The organism is Frigoribacterium sp. CFBP 13729, assembly GCF_014841875.1.
In the GTDB taxonomy this organism is placed as follows: domain Bacteria; phylum Actinomycetota; class Actinomycetes; order Actinomycetales; family Microbacteriaceae; genus Frigoribacterium.
On sequence record NZ_JACYUR010000002.1, the window covers coordinates 11,750 to 30,974 of the forward strand.

Here is a 19,225-nt window from a genome sequence, read left to right on the forward strand (position 1 = left end):
CCGGTGCACCTGGGTGAGGAGCTGGTCGTCCTCGGCGTCCTGCTGCTGATCGCCTACGGGCTGGGCAGGGCAGGCAAGCTGATCGGCCTGCCGTCCATCCCGATCTACATGATCGTCGGCTTGCTGGCGAGCACGAACACCGGCTGGTTCCCGATCAGCTTCGACTCGCACAACATCGAGCTCATCGCGATCTTCGGGCTCATCCTGCTGCTGTTCAACCTCGGCCTCGAGTTCGACCAGGACGAGTTCTTCTCCAACGCCGGCCGCCTGATCGTCTCGGGCGGCAGCTACATCGCCGTCAACATGGGCGTCGGCCTGGTCTTCGGCTTCATGCTCGGCTGGGGCACGCGTGAGGCGTTGATCATCGCCGGCATGACGGCGACGTCGTCGAGCGCCATCGTCACGAAGCTGCTCATCGAGCTGAACCGCCTGGCGAACCGCGAGACGCCGATGATCCTGGGCGTCACCGTCGTCGAGGACATCTTCATCGCCATCTACCTGGCCATCGTGTCGGTGGTGCTCAGCGGCGAGACCGACCCGCTGCCGGTCGTGCTGAAGCTGGTGGTCGCCTTCGCGTTCCTGGTCGCGATGTTCGCCGTCGCGAGATGGGGCGGCGCCGTCGTGTCGAAGCTGATGCGGACGCGCGACGACGAGCTCTTCACGGTGCTGTTCTTCGGCCTCGCCGTGCTGTTCGCGGGCCTCGGCGAGATCCTCGGCGTGACCGACGCGATCGGCGCGTTCCTCATCGGCCTGATCATCGGCGCGACGCGGTACCGCAACAGGGTCGAGCAGTTCGCCCTGCCGATGCGCGACGTCTTCGGCGCCTTCTTCTTCCTCAACTTCGGCCTCGGCCTCAACCCGTCGTTGTTCCCGAGCGTGCTCGGTCCCGTCGCGATCGCGGTCGGGATCACGATCGCCCTGAACGTGATCGCGGGCCAGTTCGTCGCCTGGCTCAACAAGCTCGGGCCGCAGGCGGGCATCAACACCGCCGTGATCCTGCAGAACAGGGGCGAGTTCGCGCTGATCCTCGCGACGCTCTCGGCCGGGGCAGGACTCGACGAGCGGCTGCAGCCGTTCGCGGGGCTCTACGTCCTCATCATGGCCGTGCTCGGTCCCGTGCTCGCCTCCAACTCGGAGCGCATCGGCGGAGTCGTGCTGCGCACCCGCCGACGGGCCGAGCGCGAGGCGAGCGAGGCCCGGCGCCTCGAGCGCGATGCGCGTCACTCGGAGGAGATCGCCCTGATGGAGGCGGCGCTCGCCGGGGACGAGCCGGGCACGTCGCGCAGGGGCGACGGCAGCGGCAGCAGTGCCGAGGCGGACGCCGACGACGAGGAAGCACTGCTCGGCACGCGCGAGCGCGCTGCCGCCGCCGAGGCGGCAGCGGAGGCCGACGCCGACGCCGCAGACGACGACGACCTCGACGAGCAGGACAGGGCCCGGGCCGCGATCCTCGCCGACCAGGCCGGTCAGCAGTCCGACCAGCGGGCCACGCGTCAGCGCGACCCCGAGTACTGATCCCGAGTGCCGACTCGAGCGCTGACCCTGAGCGCTGACGCCGGGGGCTGACCCGAGTGCTGAGGTCCCCGATGCAGGTCGCGCGCACGGTCGGCACCCAGCAGGCTCCCGCGGGGGCGCAGGTACCATCGGGCTCGTGACCCGCACCGAGAACCCTCCCGTCTCGCGCGACGTCGACGTGCCCGCCTCCATGTGGGAGGTCGCCCGGCGCCCCCGCTGGATCGCGATGCTCGCCCTCTGCCTCGTCATCTCGGGCATCTTCGCCTGGCTCGGCCACTGGCAGATCGAGCGCAGCGTCGAGAGCGGGCAGGAGGTCAACCCCGGGACCGAGACGGTCAAGATCCTCAGCGACGTCGTCGACCCGCAGTCGCCGTTCTACGACCGCGTCGGCGGGCAGATGGTCACGCTCACCGGGCAGTTCGCGCCCGACGACTACCGCGTCGTCGTCGACCGCTACAACGGCGGCGACCCCGGCTCGTGGCTGATCGGCCGTCTCGTCGACGACGTCGACGGGTCGTCGGTCGTCGTGGCCCTCGGCTGGAGCAGCGACGAGGGCGGCGCCGAGGCCGCCGAGCGCGCCGTGCCCACGGGGACGGTCACCGTGACCGGTCGGTACATGCCGAGCGACCAGCCCTCCGACGGCGACTTCAAGGGCGGCCGTGAGAACGTCGTGTCGGTGCCCATGCTCGTCAACGAGTGGGCCGACCTCGACGGCGACGTCTACTCCGGCTACGTCGTCTCGGCCGACCCGGTCGAGGGCCTCGCCGCCATCGACTCCGTCGCGCCCGAGAGCGACCGCTCGCTCAACTGGCTGAACGTCTTCTACGCGATCGAGTGGGTCGTGTTCGCCGGATTCGCGATCTTCCTGTGGTTCCGGCTGGTGCGCGACCGGTTCGAGCGCGAGGTCGACGAGGCCGAGGAGGCGCGGCTCGAGGCCGAGACCGTCTCCTGACCTGCGCCTCCTGCGCTCGCCGACCCGCGCCTCCTGCGCTGGCTCGATGACGACCGACCCCGCCCTGGCGCCGCCGGCTCCGCGGGTAGGATCGAGGCCATGCCCCTGAAGCCCCGGCAACGCGACATCCCGAAGATCCCGGGTGCCGTCCGGTTCTACAAGATCTCCGCCTACGTCACCGGCGTGATGCTGCTGCTGCTCGTCTTCGAGATGGCCTTCAAGTACACGCCCCTGCAGCTCGAGATGCAGCTCGGCGGCGAGGGCGGGTTCCTCGTGCCCGTCGACTCGATCACCACCGGCTTCAACCTGTCGACCGCGATCCTGATCGCGCACGGCTGGCTCTACGTCGTCTACCTCTTCGCCGACTTCCGCCTCTGGAGCCTGATGCGCTGGCCGTTCTCGCGGTTCATCATCATCGCGCTCGGCGGCGTCGTGCCGTTCCTCTCGTTCTTCGTCGAGAGCCACATGACCAAGCTGGCGATGCGTGAGCACGCCGCGCTGGTCGCCGAGCCCACCCCCAGCACCCAGGGAGCCCCCGCGTGACAGAAGCCACCGAGACGGCCCAGAGCCCCGTCCTCGTCGTCGATTTCGGGGCGCAGTACGCGCAGCTGATCGCGCGTCGCGTGCGGGAGGCCAACGTCTACTCCGAGATCGTGCCGCACACGATCACCGCCGCTGAGATCGCGGCGAAGAACCCCGTCGGCATCGTGCTCAGCGGCGGCCCGTCGAGCGTCTACGAAGAGGGCGCGCCGGGCCTCGACCCCGCCATCCTCGAGCTCGATGTGCCCGTGCTGGGCATCTGCTACGGCTTCCAGGCGATGGCCAAGGCCCTCGGCGGCGAGGTCTCGCGTACCGGCCAGCGCGAGTACGGCGCGACCGACGTCACCCTCGCCGCGGGCGACAGCACCCTGCTCTCGGGCCAGCCGACCTCGCAGACGACGTGGATGAGCCACGGCGACTCGGTCTCGAAGGCGCCCGAGGGCTTCGACGTGCTCGCGTCGAGCGCCGCGACCCCCGTCGCCGCGTTCTCGAGCGACGCCCGCAAGCTCTACGGCGTGCAGTGGCACCCCGAGGTGAAGCACTCGTCGTTCGGCCAGGCCGTGCTCGAGAACTTCCTGCACCGCGCCGCCGGCATCCCCGCCGACTGGAACAGCGGCAACGTCATCGCCGAGCAGGTCGCCCGCATCCGCGAGCAGGTCGGCTCGTCGCGCGTGATCTGCGGTCTCTCCGGAGGCGTCGACTCGGCCGTCGCGGCCGCCATCGTCCACGAGGCGGTGGGCGACCAGCTCGTCTGCGTCTTCGTCGACCACGGCCTGCTGCGTGCCGACGAGCGTCGCCAGGTCGAGGAGGACTACGTGGCCTCGACGGGCGTCCGCCTCGTCACGGTCGACGCCGAGCAGCAGTTCCTCGACGCGCTCGCCGGCGTCACCGACCCCGAGCAGAAGCGCAAGATCATCGGGCGCGAGTTCATCCGCAGCTTCGAGGGCGCCGCCGAGGCGCTCGTGCTCGAGGCCGCGGCCGAGGGCGAGTCCGACGTCAAGTTCCTCGTGCAGGGCACGCTCTACCCCGACGTCGTCGAGAGCGGCGGCGGCACGGGCACCGCGAACATCAAGAGCCACCACAACGTGGGCGGCCTGCCGGAGGACCTGCAGTTCGAGCTCGTCGAGCCTCTCCGCACCCTCTTCAAGGACGAGGTCCGGGCCATCGGCCGCGAGCTCGGCCTGCCCGAGGTCATCGTCGGCCGCCAGCCGTTCCCCGGGCCCGGCCTGGGCATCCGCATCATCGGCGAAGTCACCCACGAGCGCCTCGAGCTGCTGCGTCACGCCGACGCCATCGCGCGCGCCGAGCTGACCGCCGCCGGCCTCGACGGCGACATCTGGCAGTGCCCCGTCGTGCTGCTCGCCGACGTCCGCTCGGTGGGCGTGCAGGGCGACGGTCGCACCTACGGCCACCCGATCGTGCTGCGCCCGGTCTCGTCGGAGGACGCCATGACGGCGGACTGGACGCGCCTGCCCTACGACGTGCTCGCCAAGATCTCGAACCGCATCACGAACGAGGTCGACGGCGTCAACCGCGTCGTGCTCGACGTCACGTCGAAGCCGCCGGGCACCATCGAGTGGGAATGACGGGGCTGGTCTCGACGCGAAGCGTCGAGCCCCGTCATTCCGGGGGAGCCTGCGACCCCGGTGCCCACCAGTAGGTGCTGAGCATCGCGTTCCGCAGACGCCTCTGCGAAGCGTGCTGAGGCGGGTGGAGCCCACGGGTGGCACCGACCCCGCGTCGCAGGTGAAAAGGGACGTCGTACCGGTGGGCCCACCGGTACGACGTCCCTTTTCGTCTACCTAGGGACGGGTCCGCGGGGCCGAGAGCGCCCGCGCACGGCGCCGGGCACACAGAGAAGCGGGGCCCGTCCCTCTCGGAACGAGCCCCGCTTCCTGGTGTCGCGGGCCTGCTAGTCGTTGCCTCGCAGGATGGCGAGGAGACGCAGGATCTCGACGTAGAGCCACACGACGGTCATGACCAGGCCGAAGGCGGCCGACCAGCCGTAGATGCGCGGGGCGCCGCGCTCGACGCCCGTCTTGATGTTCGTGAAGTCGAGCACCAGCGAGTAGGCGGCCATGAGGATCACGAGGATGCCCAGGACGAACCCGATCGGGATGCTGGTGCCGGGGATGTCGGTGCCGCGCAGGCCCCAGGGGTTCGAGTTGGCGCCGAAGGCCATGAGGCCGAGGTTGAGCAGCGAGAAGACGGCGTAGCCGATCATGCCGATCATGAAGATCTTCGTGGCCTTGGCCGACGCGCGGATCTTGCCGCTGCGGAACAGCAGCAGGGTGACGACGAACACCGAGGCGGTGGCGAGCAGCGCCTGCGTGACGATCCCGTCGAACCGAGCCTCGAAGATCGACGAGATGCCGCCGACGAAGAGGCCCTGGGCTGCCGAGTACGCGAGCACCAGACCGGCGGAGGGGCGCTTCTTGAAGATGTTGACGAGGGCGAGCACGAAGCCCGCGATCGCACCGACGATGGCGAGGGCCGGGATGAACCAGCCGACGGCCGCACCGAGGGCGACGACGGCGAAGGCGATGACCGTCTTCGTGATCGTGTCCTCGTAGGTCATGCGGTCGGTCTCGACGGGGCCGGCGGCGGGCTGCGTGTAGAGATCCTGCAGCTGCTCGGCGGTCATGCCGTTGTACTCGACGGGGCGCTGTCCCGCAGCGGCGCGCTCCTGTCGGATGACGGCGGCGCCCTTCTCCGAGAAGGCCGGCGACTGACTGAAGCCGGGATTCGAGAATGCCAAGGGAGTTCCTCTTCTGGTCGTGAGACGTGGTCGCGACGCGAGGTGCTGTGTGCTGCGTCGCCGTACAGAAGAGGCTAACGGGTGTCGGCCAGGGGAGGGCTGGGGATTTGCCTGATGAGGCCCGTATTCGCGGCAGGCGAACGTGCACCGGCTGCAGGGTTGCACCGTCTCGGGGCCGGGGTGCAGCTGCCTGCCGACGCCGCGCCTCCTCGTCCGTCGCCCGCCGCCGGTACCGTGGCTGCCATGTCGCCTCGCCCCCTCGTCATCGCCCACCGCGGAGCCAGCGGGCACCGGCCCGAGCACGGGGAGGCGGCCTACCGCCTGGCCATCGAGCTGGGGGCCGACGCGATCGAGCCCGACATCGTGCCCACCCGCGACGGCGTGCTCGTGCTGCGGCACGAGAACGAGATCTCGGGCACGACCGACGTCTCCGACCACCCGGAGTTCGCCGACCGCCGCACCACCAAGCAGATCGAGGGCAAGGAGGTGGCGGGCTGGTTCACCGAGGACTTCACCTGGGCCGAGCTCGCGACGCTGACCGTGCGCGAGCGCCTGCCGCACCTGCGTCCGCTCAGCGCCGCCCACGACGGGGAGGGCGGCATCCAGCGGCTGAGCGACCTGCTGCGGCTGCTCGACGACGCCACGCGCGAGGTGGGCCTCGTCGCCGAGGTGAAGCACGCCCAGCACTTCGAGGCGCTCGGGCTGCCCCTCGACGAGCTCGTCGCCGCCGAGCTGGCCGAGCACGGCTGGGCGGACGACTCACGCCTCACCGTCGAGAGCTTCGAGCAGACCGTGCTGTGGCAGCTGCAAGAGAGGGGAGTCGGCGGCAGCCTCGTCTGGCTCGTCGAGAAGGCGGGCTCGGCGGCCGACCAGGTGGCCCGGCTCGGCTCGGCGGCGCCGACCTACGCCGACCAGCTCGACGAGACGTCGCTGACGGCCCTGGGCGAGGCGGGCCTGCACGGGGTCTCGTACGACAAGGCGATGCTGCTGCACCCCTCCGGCGAGACCCGGCCCGAGCTCGTCGACCGGGCGCACGCGGTCGGTCTCGACGTGTTCGCCTGGACCCTGCGGATCGAGAACGCGTTCCTCGCGAAGGGAAACCGCCAGGCCGGCGGCAAGGAGGCGGAGGGCGACTGGGAGTCGGAGTTCGCCGACCTGATGGCGCTGGGCCTCGACGGGGTCTTCGCCGACCACCCCGAGCGCGCGGTCGCGGTGCGCGCGGGGCTGTGAGGGCGAGGTCGTGAGCGCTGACCGATGGTGGCAGCGCTCGGAGGTGCTGCTCGCGCGGGCGGTCGTCGCGTGCCTCGGTGCCCTCGTGCTCACCCTCGTGCAGGTGCCGGTCGCCGTCTTCTGGGCCGTGCTGGTGGTGGCGGGGCCCGTCTCGGCTGCGCAGGGCACCGGTGCGGGCCTGTTCGTCGCCGGACCCTTCGCGGCGGTGATGTGCGGCCTGACCCTGAGCTCCGTCCTGAGCACGAGCGTCGTGCCGGCCGTCTGGGTCGCGCGCGTCCACACACGACGACACGAGGAGGCGGTGGCCCAGCGCACGGGACGCTCGCCGCACCTCCCCGACTCCGACCTCGAGGTCGACTGGCTGCTCACCGGCGTGCGCTTCGTGGGCTTCTTCTTCACTCCCGTGCACACGGGCGACGAGCGCTGGCTGCACACCGATGCGGCGCGGTCCTTGCCGCCCCGGCCAGAGCGCTGGCTCGTTCCGCCACGACCGTTCCGGGCGCCGTGGCCGAGCCGGCTCTTCGACCGCGTGCGCACCAGTGCGCCGCGGGGGACGTGGTACGTCGTCTTCGTCGCCGCCGGCGTACAGACGGGGCTCTACGCCCTCGTGTGCTGGGCAGCGGGCGTGCCTCTCTGACCTGGTCGTCGAGCTGGTGCTCGAGCCGGTGCTCGACCTGGTGCTCGCTCGGCTGGTGCGCCTCCTCCGTCCCGCCTCGGATGTCGGGGGCCCGGCTTAGACTGGCCGCGCCATGACGATCGTGCTCGAGCCCTCTGACGCTTCCGGTTCTGCCGGTGATCCCCTGACCGCGGGGCTGAACCCGCAGCAGAGAGAGGCGGTCGAGTACCGCGGGCAGTCGCTGCTGATCGTCGCCGGTGCCGGCTCGGGCAAGACGAGCGTGCTGACCCGCCGCATCGCCGGGCTGATCGCGACGCGTGAGGCCTGGCCGAGCCAGATCCTCGCCATCACCTTCACGAACAAGGCCGCGGCCGAGATGCGCGAGCGCGTGCAGCAGCTCGTCGGCCAGGCGGCCGAGGGCATGTGGATCTCGACGTTCCACTCGGCGTGCGTGCGCATCCTGCGCCGTGAGGCCGAGCAGTTCGGCTTCACGAAGAGCTTCACGATCTACGACTCGGCCGACTCGAAGGCGCTGCTCAAGCGCATCCTCAAGCAGCTCGACGCCGACTCGCTCGGCTTCACCGTCAGCCAGGCGGCCGGCAAGATCTCGAAGCTCAAGAACGAGCTCAGCGACGTCGAGACGTACGCGCGGCAGGTCAACGCCGGCGACCCGCAAGACGTGATGTTCCTCGAGATCTTCCGGCAGTACACGCGGTCGCTGCAGCAGGCGAACGCGTTCGACTTCGACGACCTGATCGCGCAGACGGTGTTCCTGTTCCGGGCGTTCCCGCACGTGGCGGCGACGTACCAGCGGCGGTTCCGCCACCTGCTGGTCGACGAGTACCAGGACACCAACCACGCGCAGTACGCGCTGATCCGCGAGCTGACGCGGCCCGTCGACCCCGAGCACGTCGACGCCCTCGAGCGCGGCGGGCAGTTCGTGCAGTCGATGCGCGACGGCAGCGGCCGCATCCCCGGGGCGTCGCTCACGGTGGTCGGCGACAGCGACCAGTCGATCTACGCGTTCCGTGGGGCCGACATCCGCAACATCGTCGAGTTCGAGCGCGACTTCCCCAACTCGAAGGTCGTGCTGCTCGAGCAGAACTACCGCTCGACGCAGAACATCCTCGACGCGGCCAACGCCGTCATCGCCAACAACTTCGACCGGCAGGCCAAGAACCTGTTCACGACCGTCGGCGAGGGCGCCAAGATCGTCGGGTTCACGGGCTACACCGGGCACGACGAGGCACAGTTCGTCGCCGACGAGATCGCGAAGCTGCACGAGCAGGGCACGGCCTACAAAGACGTCGCCGTCTTCTACCGCACCAACTCGCAGACCCGTGCGCTCGAAGAGATCTTCATCCGCTCGGCGATCCCGTACCGGGTGCTCGGCGGCACGAAGTTCTACGAGCGTGCCGAGATCAAAGATGCGATGGCGTACCTGATCACGGTCGCGAACCCCTCCGACCCGATGGCGCTGCGCCGCATCATGAACGTGCCGAAGCGCGGCATCGGCCCGGCGACCGAGACGGCGATGCAGCGCTGGGCCGACGAGCGCGAGGCGCCCCTGCGAGACGCGATGCGCAACGCCCGCGAGCTCGGCCTCGGCCCCAAGGTGACCGGAGCGATCACCGGTCTCGCGACCCTGCTCGACGAGGTGCAGGCGACGGCCGACACGGCGCCGGTGCACGAGATCCTCACCCGGCTGATCGAGGGCAGCGGCCTGGTGGAGGCGCTGAGGGCGTCGAGGGACCCGCAAGACGAGGCGCGTGCCGAGAACATCGACGAGCTCGTCGCGGTCACGAAAGAATTCCAGCGGAACAACCCCGACGGCACCCTGCTCGACTTCCTCACCGAGGTGACGCTGGTCGCCGCGGCCGACGACCTCGACGACTCGAGCGGCACGGTCTCGCTGATGACGCTGCACACGGCGAAGGGCCTGGAGTACGAGGCCGTGTTCCTCACCGGCGTCGAAGAAGACCTGTTGCCGCACCGCATGTCGGCGAGCGAGCCCGGCGGCCCCGCTGAGGAGCGCCGGCTGTTCTACGTCGGCATCACCCGTGCCCGCAAGCAGCTGTTCTTGTCGCTGGCGATGACCCGGGCCCAGTTCGGCGAGGTCAACGTGGCGATGCCGTCGCGCTACCTGCAAGAGATCCCGGTCGACCTGATCGACTGGAAGCAGTCGCCGGGCATGGCGAACAGCCGAGGAGGCACCCAGCCGCGGGCGCTCAACGCGCGTCGCGAGGGCGGCCCCGACACCAACCGCGGGGCGACCCCGCGCGCGTCGGGCGGCTACGGCAGCGGCAGCTACGACCGCGCCACGGCGGCGGCGAAGACGAAGCCGAAGACCGAGTGGGCGAACCGCGTCACCGGCACGGTGCGCGACAACGGCGACCTGGTGCTCGAGACGGGCGACCGCATCTCGCACGTCGACTTCGGCGAGGGCCGCGTCATGGCCGTCACCGGCGAGGGCGCCCGCCGTATCGCCGAGGTGCTGTTCGACACGGCCGGCCGCAAGAAGCTGCTGATCAAGGTCGCGCCGATCGAGAAGATCTAGGCGGGTCGAGCGAGTCGGGGCTCGCGGCGACCTAGGGGCTCGATCGCGCCTCCTGCAGGAAGGCCGTCGTGCCGCCCAGGTGGAGGACGTCGCCGACCCCCAGGACGAACGGGGCTCCCGGCACGAGCTCGACGGCCGTGCCTCCGGATCGTTGCACCGTCGTTCCGTTGCCGGAGCCGAGGTCCGTGACCCTCACGATGCCGTCGTCGTCGACGACGAGGTGGGCGTGTTCGCGGGAAAGTGACCTCGACTCGTCCCCGAGCTCGAGCCTCGGGGTCGATGACGGGTCCGAGGCCGTCGCCGATGACCGTCGGCGGCCCACCACCAGCCCCGCCGACGTGACTCGTGTCCTCGTCCCGTCTGCGAGGCACAGGTCGTGATGTGGCCCGTGTCCGTGATCCCGGATCAGGGCCGGGGCCGGGGCCGGGGCGGCTGCCGGGGCGGCTGCCGGGGCGGCTGCCGGCGCGGCTGCCGTCGCGGTGAGCGCGGGCAGGGCGTACCGCGGGGGCGGGGGGAGGGGGACGGACGGTGCCCCTGCCACGACAGGCAGCCGGATGACCTTGCTGAGGAGACCGTCGCGTCGGAGCGCCTCGACGTCCTCCTCGGCGAGGGGGCGTCTGTGCTCTGGCGCCTGTCGGCGATCCCTCCTCGATCCTGATCCTCGTGCCATCTCGTCTCCTCCCTGTGGAATGCGCCCCGAACGGTCTTTCCATGTGACATGTTAATGCAAGGCGGCTCAGAGCGGGTCGCCGCGAGAGAGGACCACCCATGGCAAACGTCTCCGTCACCTTCGACGACATCCGCACCCAGGCGACCCAGCTCCGCAACGGACAGCGAGCCATCGAGGACCAGCTGAGCCAGCTCAGGTCGCAGATCGACACCCTCGTCGGCTCGGGGTTCGTGACCGACCGGTCCTCGAAGGCCTTCGACTCGGCGTACGGCGAGTTCACCAGCGGAGCGAGCAAGACGATCCAGGCAATCGAGGGGATGGCCGGTTTCCTCGAGGGCGCAGCCGACGCCCTGCAGAGCACCGACGAGCAGCTCGCCAGCAGCCTCCGCTGACGCCCGACCCGATGACGGACGCCCGTCTCGCCGAGCCGGCGAGACGGGCGACCACCCGAGAGAGGGAGATGACATGGCTCGATCGAGCCTCATGGTCGACACGGGTGACCTCCGATCGCTCTTCACGACGCTCGGCGAGGTGAAGACGGCGTTCGAGGCAGGCGGTGACGGCATCGACGACGCGGACGCGTGCGGCCATGCCGGTCTCGCGCAGCGCGTCCGGTCGTTCGCCGCAGGGTGGGACGACTCGCGGCGACAGCTCGCCGAGGCGATCGGCGACCTCGGCGCGTCCGCACTCGGCATCGCCGACGGCTTCGACGCCGCGGACGCAGAACTCGCGGCGTCGCTGGCAGGTGAGGACTGATGGCGTACTCGTGGTCGTCTCCCCTGGCCGTCGTCCCGGGCGACCCTGCCGTCGTCGACCGGATGGCGCAGCGTTTCTCGCTGACCGCTGAGTCCATCGGATCGGCCGCGTCCTCGTTGCGGTCGCTCGACGCGTCGTCGGCCGAGAGCGAGGCCGTGGCGGCGTTCTTGCTCGAGGCAGCGGACCTCGAGTCGAGGCTCAGCGCGGCGCGAGGGCGCTACGTCGAAGCCGGGGCCGCGCTCGGATCGTATGCGGGGTCGCTGGCGAGCGCCCTCGACGAGTCGCGTCCTGCGGTGCGCGACAACGACCGTGCGAGGGAGGACTTCGACGCCGCCGACCGCCTCGTGACGACCTACGAGGGACGCGCGATGCTCGAGCCCGAGGGGCCGGCGAAGCAGCAGTACGAGGACTGGGCTACGGCGCAGGAGGTGAGACGCGAGGAGGCGCGTGACCGGATGGCGACGTCGGCTCGGCGCCTCGCTGCCGCCCACGCTGCCGCCGACGCCGCCGCTGTGGTCGCGATCAACCGGATCGACGACGCCACGGACAACGGCCTGCACGACTCGCTCTGGGACGACCTCGGCGGCGTGGCGCACGCGGTCGGGACGCTGGTGGGTGACGCCGGCGACGCGATCACCATGGCCTGGGAGGGATCGGCGCTGCGCGATGCACTCGCTCCGGGCTTCGAGTCGTTCGAGGAGTGGATGCGCGAGAACGACGTGTGGATCGGGAAGGTCCTGGAAGTAGTGGATCGGATTGGCATGATCGTAGGGCTTCTGTCGCTGGCTCTCCCATTCCTGGGTCCGGTCGCCCTAGCTCTGGCGCTTCTGAGCGTCGGCGTGACCCTTGCTCGATCGCTTGCAGGGACTTCCACACTCATCGATCTCGGCTTCGCAGCCTTCTCCTTGCTGACCCTCGGCGCAGGGAAGGTCTTGACGACCAGCGCGCAAGGGTCAGTAGCTGCACTGCGCGGGGCGCAAGCTGAAGCCCTCGTGGCTGAGGGCATGACGTCGTCGCTTGCACAGGCCACTGTCGCCAAGAATTTCTACCGGAGCAGGCCTCGAGCTCTGAGCCCAGCGCTTTTCTCGGCCGGGGGCGACGCAGCTACGGCGCACCTGATGCTTTATCTCGCCGCGGAACGACCAGGCGCGTCGGCGGCTGAGCTGGCGCACGCTGCTGACCTCTTGCAGAGCCTGAGGCCTCTGCGAGGTCTGGCATGGGCCGGGCAGGTGCAGAGCGTCGGCTCAGATGTCTGGTCCGTCGCGGCGGACCTCCGCGGACGACTTCCCCTTGCATCGTCTCGCGCGATCTCCGGTGCAGCATGGTGAGTCGATTCCACGTGCCACGCCGCACGTGGTTTGACTGGTCGGTCTTCGCATCCCTCTTCCTGGCTCATCTCGGTTACTGGGGAGGGAGCGCAGGTCTTGCGGTGGTGGCCCTGGTCCGTTACGTACACGGCGAAGCTGCCCCGCCCGGTGATGAGCTGATGCGGACGAGTGCGGGCTGGCCTCCAATCGACCTCCCTTCGTGGCCGTTCTGGGTCTCCGCGCCGCTGCTCGTCGTCGCGGTGGCGCGCACCGTGCGAGCGACGGCCGTCGTATCCAGTTGGAGCCCGACCGTGACGGCGGTGTTCGCGCTGCTCGGGGGCGTGGACGGCCTCCTCTTCGCGGTCGCCTTCCTCGATACGCCGGAATGGCCCCGCGACTCGGTGATCCCGGGCACTGTCCTCTGCATCGCAGGCATAGTCGGTCTCTGCACAGTCCTCGTGCGACGCGTTCTGGGCGCTGGTGCGCGACGGACTGCGGTGCAGTCGTCCTGCCAACGTCACGTCTCCTGGAGCGAAAAATGAAGGGGTCGGGGTACGTGACCCGCGCCTCCGGGCCGAGGGGCGCCTCCTACTCGGTCGTGGTGCCGCCGGGCTTCATCCGCATCCCGGGAGGCGCGGGGCCGGAGACGGCGCTGGCGACGGTGCTCGATCAGCTGTACGAGACCAGCCCCGGTCCCGAGTTCGAGACGCTCTTCGTCGACGCCCTCCGGCGGGTCGGCGAGGCCGACGTGCACCACGCGGTGCTCGACTCGTACGTCACAGCCGGCCCCGTGCCGGACGCGGGCGTGGCGTGCAGCATCGTGTTCGCTGCCGTGCCCGTCGCGCGCAGCGCGCACAGCGACCTCGACCGGCTTCTGCTCGCGCGGGTAGCCGCCGGGGCGACGCCCACGGTGGTGGGAGGTGACCCCGCGGTGTCGTGGGAGCTCGAGGCCGCGGCGCCGCACGAACGCGAGTGGGTCCTCCGGCGGCGAGCCGTCCTCGCCCGCGTCGTGGGGCAGGACCACCTGCTGGTCTCGATCGTCCTCACCGTCGTCGCGGATGAGGCGCCCGCGGCTCCGGGCCGCGGAGAGGTGGCCGACGCGTTCGTCGAGCTCTTCGACGCCGTGCTGACGACCGTCCGATGGCGCGACGACCGCGGCCGCCTCATCACTGATCGGCCGATCGAGTGACGCCCGCCCTCGTCACCCCGCCTCCCTCGACCTGCCCAGAGCCCGACACCGACCAGGAGAACGCCTCATGACCCACTCGCCTCACGCCGTGGCCCCGCGGGACGACCGGCCAATGGAGATCCTCGTCGGCTACGACGCGACCACGTGGATCTGCCTGCCGCCCTCGTGGCCGCACCAGGGCCACGAGGGGCCGCGTTCGTGGGTGGCCGCCACCGTTCGTGACGTGTGCACGAGGTCCCTCGTCACCACACGGGCGAACAAGCGCTGGTTGACCAGGATGCTCGAGCGCCTCGCCGACTGGCAGGACGAGAACGAGCTCAAGTACCTGCACCTGCCGTCCGTCACGAGCGAGTTCCTGCTGCTCCGCATCCAGTACGCCTTCTGCGAGGGCGACCGTGACGATCTGCTGCGACGGCTCGTCCTCACGACGGATCTCGACGCTCTGGAGCCTCCAGCGCTACAGGAGGTCACCGCCCAAGGTCTCGGGCGAGGACTCCGGGGCCTGATGAACGCCGACGTCACCGGACAGCTGACCACGATGGTCGTGACCGCGTTCCGGTCTGAGCCCTTCGACCTGCGCATCGCCTGCGAGCTCGGTCCGCCGGAGAACGTGCCGTTGCTCCTGCCCGTCGTCGACGACTTCATCGACGGCATCAGCGTCGTCCGAGCGGAGTGAGGCTCTCGGCGACCGTCCTCGACGTGACGAGCGGCCAGCGGGCCGACGTGGTCTGGGAGGTGCACCCCGACACGACCGTGCGGCAGCTCATCGCGTCCGCGCTGCCGCACCTCGGAGCGGGGACGACCGCCGATCGGCACGCATCGGGGCACGGGGCGGTGACCGTCGACGGCCGTGCGGTGGCGCTCGACGTGTGCGTGGCGCAGGGGCTAGTGCTCGAGGGGAGCGTGCTGACGATCGGTGCGCCTCCCGGGCCCGCGCCCCTGCCCGATGACGGACCCAGCATCCGCGTCGTCGGAGGGCCGGGGGCCGGGACCGTCTTCGTCGTCGATCCCGGTGTGTGCGTCGTCGGGTCGTCTCCGCGGGCCACGGTCCGTCTCGACGGCGACGTGCCTGCCTTCGCGGCCGTCCTCCGTCTCGACGGCGCGGGGCGCTTCACGATCGAGCCCGCACTCGGGACGGAGGGTGACGGGACTGCCAGCGACGGGCTCGCTGACGGCTCCGTCGTGACCGTCGACCGGCGACCGCTCGTCGAGTCCGTCCAGCTCGACGAGTCGTCCGTCGTGCGCGTCGGGAGCGTCCTGCTCGAGGTCGCCGCCGGGCGCCGGCCCGGCGCAGCGCTCCACCTGGCGAGGAGCGGGACGCACCTCGAGTTCGCCCGACCGCCACGGCTGCTCCCCGAATCGCCGCCGACCGCCTTCCGCTTGCCGCCCGAGCCGCAGGCGCCGGCACGGCGACCGCTCCCGGTCGTCGCAGCCTTGGCCCCGCTCGCGATGGCCGGAGTCATGGTCGGCCTCTTCGGTCACCTCATGTACCTCGCTTTCGGCCTGATGTCGCCGATCGTGATGGTCGCCAACTACGTGTCCGACCGGCGGAACGGGCGGCTGACCCACCGACGGAGACTCGACGAGCACGAGGCGGCGACGTCGTCGGTGCTCTCCGCAGCAGACGACGCCGTGCACCAGCTCGAGCAGGAGCGGCGAGCGAGCTGCCCCGACCCTGCCGCCGTGCTCGACATCGCGATGCGTCGTCGTGCCCGGCTGTGGGAGCGTCGCCGCGCCGATCCGGATCACCTCGTCCTCCGTGTCGGCACGGCGGACCACCCCTCGGGCGTCACCATCGACGACCCCCGTGAGCTCGAGCACCTGCGGACCGTCGCCCGCGAGGCGCACGCCGTCCCCGTCACCCTCGACCTGCCCCGCTGCGGGGTCGTGGGGATCGCCGGCCGTGACGAGCACGCCCGCCCGCTCGCCGCGTGGCTGCTGGCGCAGATCGGCGTGCTGCAGAGCCCGCGCGACGTCGAGGTCGTGCTGCTCACCTCGCCCTCCGGCGAGGAGCACTGGTCGTGGCTCCGATGGCTTCCGCACACCCGTCCCGGCGCCGGCGGCTCGTGCTCGATCCGGGTGGGCCACGACGCGGAGGGAGTCGCTCGCAGGCTCGCCGAGCTCTCGGCCCTCATCGAGGCCCGGCGGCGAGCGGCCCGCGAGGCGCGCGGAGCGGTCGACCACGACGCCCCCGACGTGGTGGTCGTCGTGGACGGGGCCCGGCGGCTGCGCACCCTGCCCGGGCTCGTCACCGTGCTCAAGGAGGGGCCGTCGGTGAAGGTCTGGGCGATCTGCCTCGACGTCGACGAGCGCTCCCTGCCCGAGGAGTGCGTGGCCGTCGTCTCTGCCGGGGCGCACCGGCACGGCGTCGCCGCACAGCGCGCGACGAGCGTGCAGGAGGTGCTCGCCGACGAGCTGCCGGAGGGCTGGCACGAGACGGTCGCGAGGGCCGTGGCGCCGGTCGTCGAGGTCGACGACGAGGGCGAGGCAGGCGGCCTGCCCGCGACCTCTCGCCTCCTCGACCTGCTCGGTCTGGACGAGCCGGACGCTCTCGCCGTCCTGGATCGCTGGCGACGACTCGGCCCGAGCACCCGCGTCGTGCTCGGAGAGAGCATCGACGGCCCGTTCGCCGTGGACCTCTCCGCGGACGGCCCGCACGCCCTGGTCGCGGGCACGACCGGGTCGGGCAAGTCCGAGCTGCTCCAGAGCCTCGTGGCGTCGCTGGCCGCGACGAACGACACCGACGCGATGACGTTCGTCCTCGTCGACTACAAGGGCGGCGCTGCGTTCCGGGACTTCGCACTGCTCCCGCACACGGTGGGGACGGTGACGGACCTCGACGGCCACCTCGTCGAGCGGGCTCTCACCTCGCTGCGCGCCGAGCTCCACCGGCGTGAACTCGTCCTGGCCGATGCGGGCGCCAAGGACGTCGAGGACCACGCGGACCAGGTCGCCCGCGGGCGGCTGACGACCGCCCTGCCGCGGCTCGTCATCGTCATCGACGAGTTCGCCTCCCTCGTGCGCGAGCTGCCGGACTTCGTCACCGGTCTCGTGGACATCGCCCAGCGCGGTAGATCCCTGGGCATCCACCTCGTCCTGGCGACGCAGCGGCCCACGGGCGTCGTCTCGGCCGACATCCGTGCGAACACGGCCCTGCGCATCGCCCTGAGGGTGACGGACCCGTCCGAGAGCACCGACGTCATCGATGCCCCCGACGCCTCCGCCATCTCTCCCTCCACCCCCGGACGGGCCTTCGTCAGGCTCGGCGCGGGCGCGCTCCTGCCCTTCCAGGCCGGACGGGTCGGCGGACGAGCGCCCGGTGCCGTCGTCACACGGGCCGGACCCGTCTGGAGCTGTCGACTGGCGTGGTCGACGATCGGCGCGCTCCCGGAGCTCCCTCCCCAGGACGTGCGGGCGGACGACGACGTGGTCACCGATCTCGCACACTTGGTCTCCGCGGCGGCCGCTGCCCACCGGCTCAGGGGAGGCTCGGCCCCGCACCGGCCCTGGCTCGACGCCTTGCCCGACGTGGTGCTGCTCGACGACCTTCCTCAGTCCCCCGGCAAGAGGCCGACCGGCCGGATCGAGCGCCCAGGGGCGCAGGCCGCGGAGCTCGCGTCGTTGCCCTTCGGTCTGCAGGACCACCCTGTCCGACAGGCGCAGGAACCGGCAGTCCTCGACCTCGACGCCTCCGGCCACCTCTTCCTCGTCGGAGCGCCCCGGTCGGGGCGCTCGCAGGTGCTCCGGACACTCGCTGCCTCCGTGGCCGACCGGACGTCGTGCGCCGACGTGCACCTCTACGGGATCGACTGCGGCAGCGGAGCGCTCCTGCCGCTCGCGGCCTTGCCGCACACCGGCGCAGTCGTGCAGCGCAGCGAGGTGGACCGTGTCCGGCGTCTGCTCGCGCGCCTCGTCTCGGAGACGCTGCGGCGGCAGGACGAGCTCGCCCGGCAGGGGCACGGCGGCGTCGCCGAGCAACGACACGCGTCGGCCCCCGCCGACCGCATGCCGCACGTCGTGCTCATGATCGACCGGTGGGAGGGCTTCACGGCATCGCTCGGCGAGCTCGACCACGGGGAGCCCGTGGAGCAGGTGACGTTCTTGCTGCGCGAAGGCGCTGGTGTCGGGGTGCACCTCGTCGTCACGGGTGATCGGCAGCTCATCGCCGGTCGGCTCGCGACGATGGTCGAGGACAAGCTCGTCCTGCGACTCGCGGACCGTGCCGACTACGGGCTCGCCGGCATGTCGCCGAGGACGCTGCCGGAGAGGATCGGGGACGGGCGGTGCTTCACGTCGGAGACGGCCGTCGAGACGCAGGTCGCACTCCTCTGCGACGATCCCGCTGCCGGCGCCCAGGCCGAGTCCCTGCGGGTCCGCGGCGCGTTGGCGACGGAGCGGGACAGGACGGTGCAGGCGGTCCGGCGCCCCTTCCGTCTCGAGCGCCTCGACGGGCCGGTGGGGTTCGGCGAGGCCTGGGCTCGGCGCTCGCCGGAGGTCCGGACCGACGCCATGGTCGCCATGGTCGGTCTCGGGGGCGACGACATGGGCGTGGTCGGCCCCGATCTCGCCGCGGGAGGAGGGACGTTTCTCGTCGCAGGGCCCGGTCGCAGCGGACGGAGCACCGTGCTCCTGACGATGGCACGCTCCCTCCTGGCACAGGACGTCGAGCTCGTCGTCGTCGCCCCGCGTGCCTCGCCGCTCCGGGAGCTCGAGGCCGTGCCCGGCGTCCTCTCGGTGCTCGCGACGGCGGCCGTGTCCGCAGCCGATCTCGCACCGTGGTTCGACGGCGGGCAGCGACGCCGTGTGCTCGTGGTGGACGACGCGGAGACGGTCACGGACTGCCCCGCCGCGGCGTGGCTGGCCGACTTCGTCTCGTCGTGCGCGGAACGGGGGCAGGCCTTGGTCGCCGGAGGATCGTCGGCCGAGCTGGCCCACGGATTCACGGGGTGGCACGTCGACCTGAGACGGGGCCGCTGCGGAGCGCTGCTGAGCCCACAGATGCCGGCGGAGGGCGACCTGATCGGGGCAGTCGTGCCCCGGAGCTCGCTGTCCGTCCGCCCTCGGATCGGAGTGGCTCAGGTCAACGTCGGCGACGGTGTCGTCCAGCCGGCCCAGGTACCCGTGCCGTGAGCCGG

The 19,225-nt window shown here is 71.1% G+C and carries 16 protein-coding genes; 14 read left to right on the top strand and 2 right to left on the bottom strand.

Translation table 11 applies throughout. From position 1 onward, the window contains the following. Positions 1–3 precede the first annotated feature (3 nt). The 4 genes from IFT77_RS06495 to guaA all read left to right on the top strand — a co-directional run bounded on the left by IFT77_RS06495 (position 4) and on the right by guaA (position 4,593). Positions 4–1,515, top strand: coding sequence for a cation:proton antiporter (locus tag IFT77_RS06495; protein WP_192169545.1), 1,512 nt, complete (start codon positions 4–6; stop codon positions 1,513–1,515). Between the two features lie 136 nt (positions 1,516–1,651). Continuing rightward, positions 1,652–2,467, top strand: coding sequence for an SURF1 family cytochrome oxidase biogenesis protein (locus tag IFT77_RS06500; RefSeq protein ID WP_192169546.1), 816 nt, complete (start codon positions 1,652–1,654; stop codon positions 2,465–2,467). 99 nt (positions 2,468–2,566) lie between these two features. Beyond that, positions 2,567–3,010, top strand: coding sequence for a DUF3817 domain-containing protein (locus tag IFT77_RS06505; RefSeq protein ID WP_192169547.1), 444 nt, complete (start codon positions 2,567–2,569; stop codon positions 3,008–3,010). Beyond that, positions 3,007–4,593, top strand: coding sequence for a glutamine-hydrolyzing GMP synthase (guaA, locus tag IFT77_RS06510; RefSeq protein ID WP_192040759.1), 1,587 nt, complete (start codon positions 3,007–3,009; stop codon positions 4,591–4,593). Before IFT77_RS06505 ends, guaA begins: the two co-directional genes overlap by 4 nt. 326 nt (positions 4,594–4,919) lie before the next feature. On the opposite strand, the gene IFT77_RS06515 is transcribed toward guaA, so the two are convergent. Further along, positions 4,920–5,765, bottom strand: a complete 846-nt coding sequence (locus IFT77_RS06515) for a Bax inhibitor-1/YccA family protein (RefSeq protein WP_192040760.1) — start codon at positions 5,763–5,765, stop codon at positions 4,920–4,922. A 243-nt stretch (positions 5,766–6,008) separates the two neighbouring features. On the opposite strand from IFT77_RS06515, the gene IFT77_RS06520 reads away from it, so the two are divergent. The 3 genes from IFT77_RS06520 to IFT77_RS06530 all read left to right on the top strand — a co-directional run bounded on the left by IFT77_RS06520 (position 6,009) and on the right by IFT77_RS06530 (position 10,168). After that, on the top strand, positions 6,009–6,995 hold the full coding sequence (locus IFT77_RS06520; protein WP_192169548.1) for a glycerophosphodiester phosphodiesterase family protein: 987 nt from the start codon (positions 6,009–6,011) through the stop codon (positions 6,993–6,995). A gap of 10 nt (positions 6,996–7,005) precedes the next feature. Next, complete coding sequence (locus IFT77_RS06525; RefSeq protein ID WP_192169549.1) at positions 7,006–7,632, top strand: hypothetical protein; 627 nt, start codon at positions 7,006–7,008, stop codon at positions 7,630–7,632. Between the two features lie 112 nt (positions 7,633–7,744). Next, entirely contained in the window at positions 7,745–10,168 is a 2,424-nt protein-coding gene (locus IFT77_RS06530; protein WP_192169550.1) for an ATP-dependent helicase, read from the top strand. Positions 10,169–10,199: 31 nt separating this feature from the next. Here IFT77_RS06530 and IFT77_RS16805 read toward each other — a convergent pair whose 3' ends face one another. Next, a complete protein-coding gene (locus tag IFT77_RS16805; protein ID WP_244638586.1) occupies positions 10,200–10,838 on the bottom strand; it encodes an FHA domain-containing protein in 639 nt (212 codons plus the stop codon). A 98-nt stretch (positions 10,839–10,936) separates the two neighbouring features. On the opposite strand from IFT77_RS16805, the gene IFT77_RS06540 reads away from it, so the two are divergent. The 7 genes from IFT77_RS06540 (at position 10,937) to IFT77_RS06570 (ending at position 19,220) form a co-directional block, all read left to right on the top strand. Continuing rightward, positions 10,937–11,230, top strand: a complete 294-nt coding sequence (locus tag IFT77_RS06540; RefSeq protein ID WP_123547744.1) for a WXG100 family type VII secretion target — start codon at positions 10,937–10,939, stop codon at positions 11,228–11,230. A gap of 73 nt (positions 11,231–11,303) precedes the next feature. Beyond that, positions 11,304–11,594 carry a hypothetical protein gene (locus IFT77_RS06545; protein WP_192169552.1) on the top strand — a complete coding sequence of 97 codons (291 nt, stop codon included), beginning with the start codon at positions 11,304–11,306 and terminating at the stop codon, positions 11,592–11,594. Then, entirely contained in the window at positions 11,594–12,922 is a 1,329-nt protein-coding gene (locus IFT77_RS06550) for a hypothetical protein (protein WP_192169553.1), read from the top strand. The genes IFT77_RS06545 and IFT77_RS06550 overlap by 1 nt, the downstream gene beginning before the upstream one ends. An 11-nt stretch (positions 12,923–12,933) precedes the next feature. Next, positions 12,934–13,443 (top strand): hypothetical protein, encoded by a 510-nt coding sequence (locus IFT77_RS06555; protein ID WP_192169554.1) that lies wholly within the window; start codon positions 12,934–12,936, stop codon positions 13,441–13,443. A 14-nt stretch (positions 13,444–13,457) separates the two neighbouring features. Further along, the gene (locus tag IFT77_RS06560) at positions 13,458–14,090 is read left to right on the top strand and encodes a hypothetical protein (RefSeq protein ID WP_192169555.1); all 633 of its coding nucleotides are present in this window, start codon (positions 13,458–13,460) and stop codon (positions 14,088–14,090) included. 67 nt (positions 14,091–14,157) lie between these two features. Further along, entirely contained in the window at positions 14,158–14,766 is a 609-nt protein-coding gene (locus IFT77_RS06565) for a hypothetical protein (protein WP_192169556.1), read from the top strand. 23 nt (positions 14,767–14,789) lie between these two features. Continuing rightward, entirely contained in the window at positions 14,790–19,220 is a 4,431-nt protein-coding gene (locus tag IFT77_RS06570; RefSeq protein ID WP_192169557.1) for an FtsK/SpoIIIE domain-containing protein, read from the top strand. The last annotated feature ends 5 nt before the right edge of the window (positions 19,221–19,225 follow it).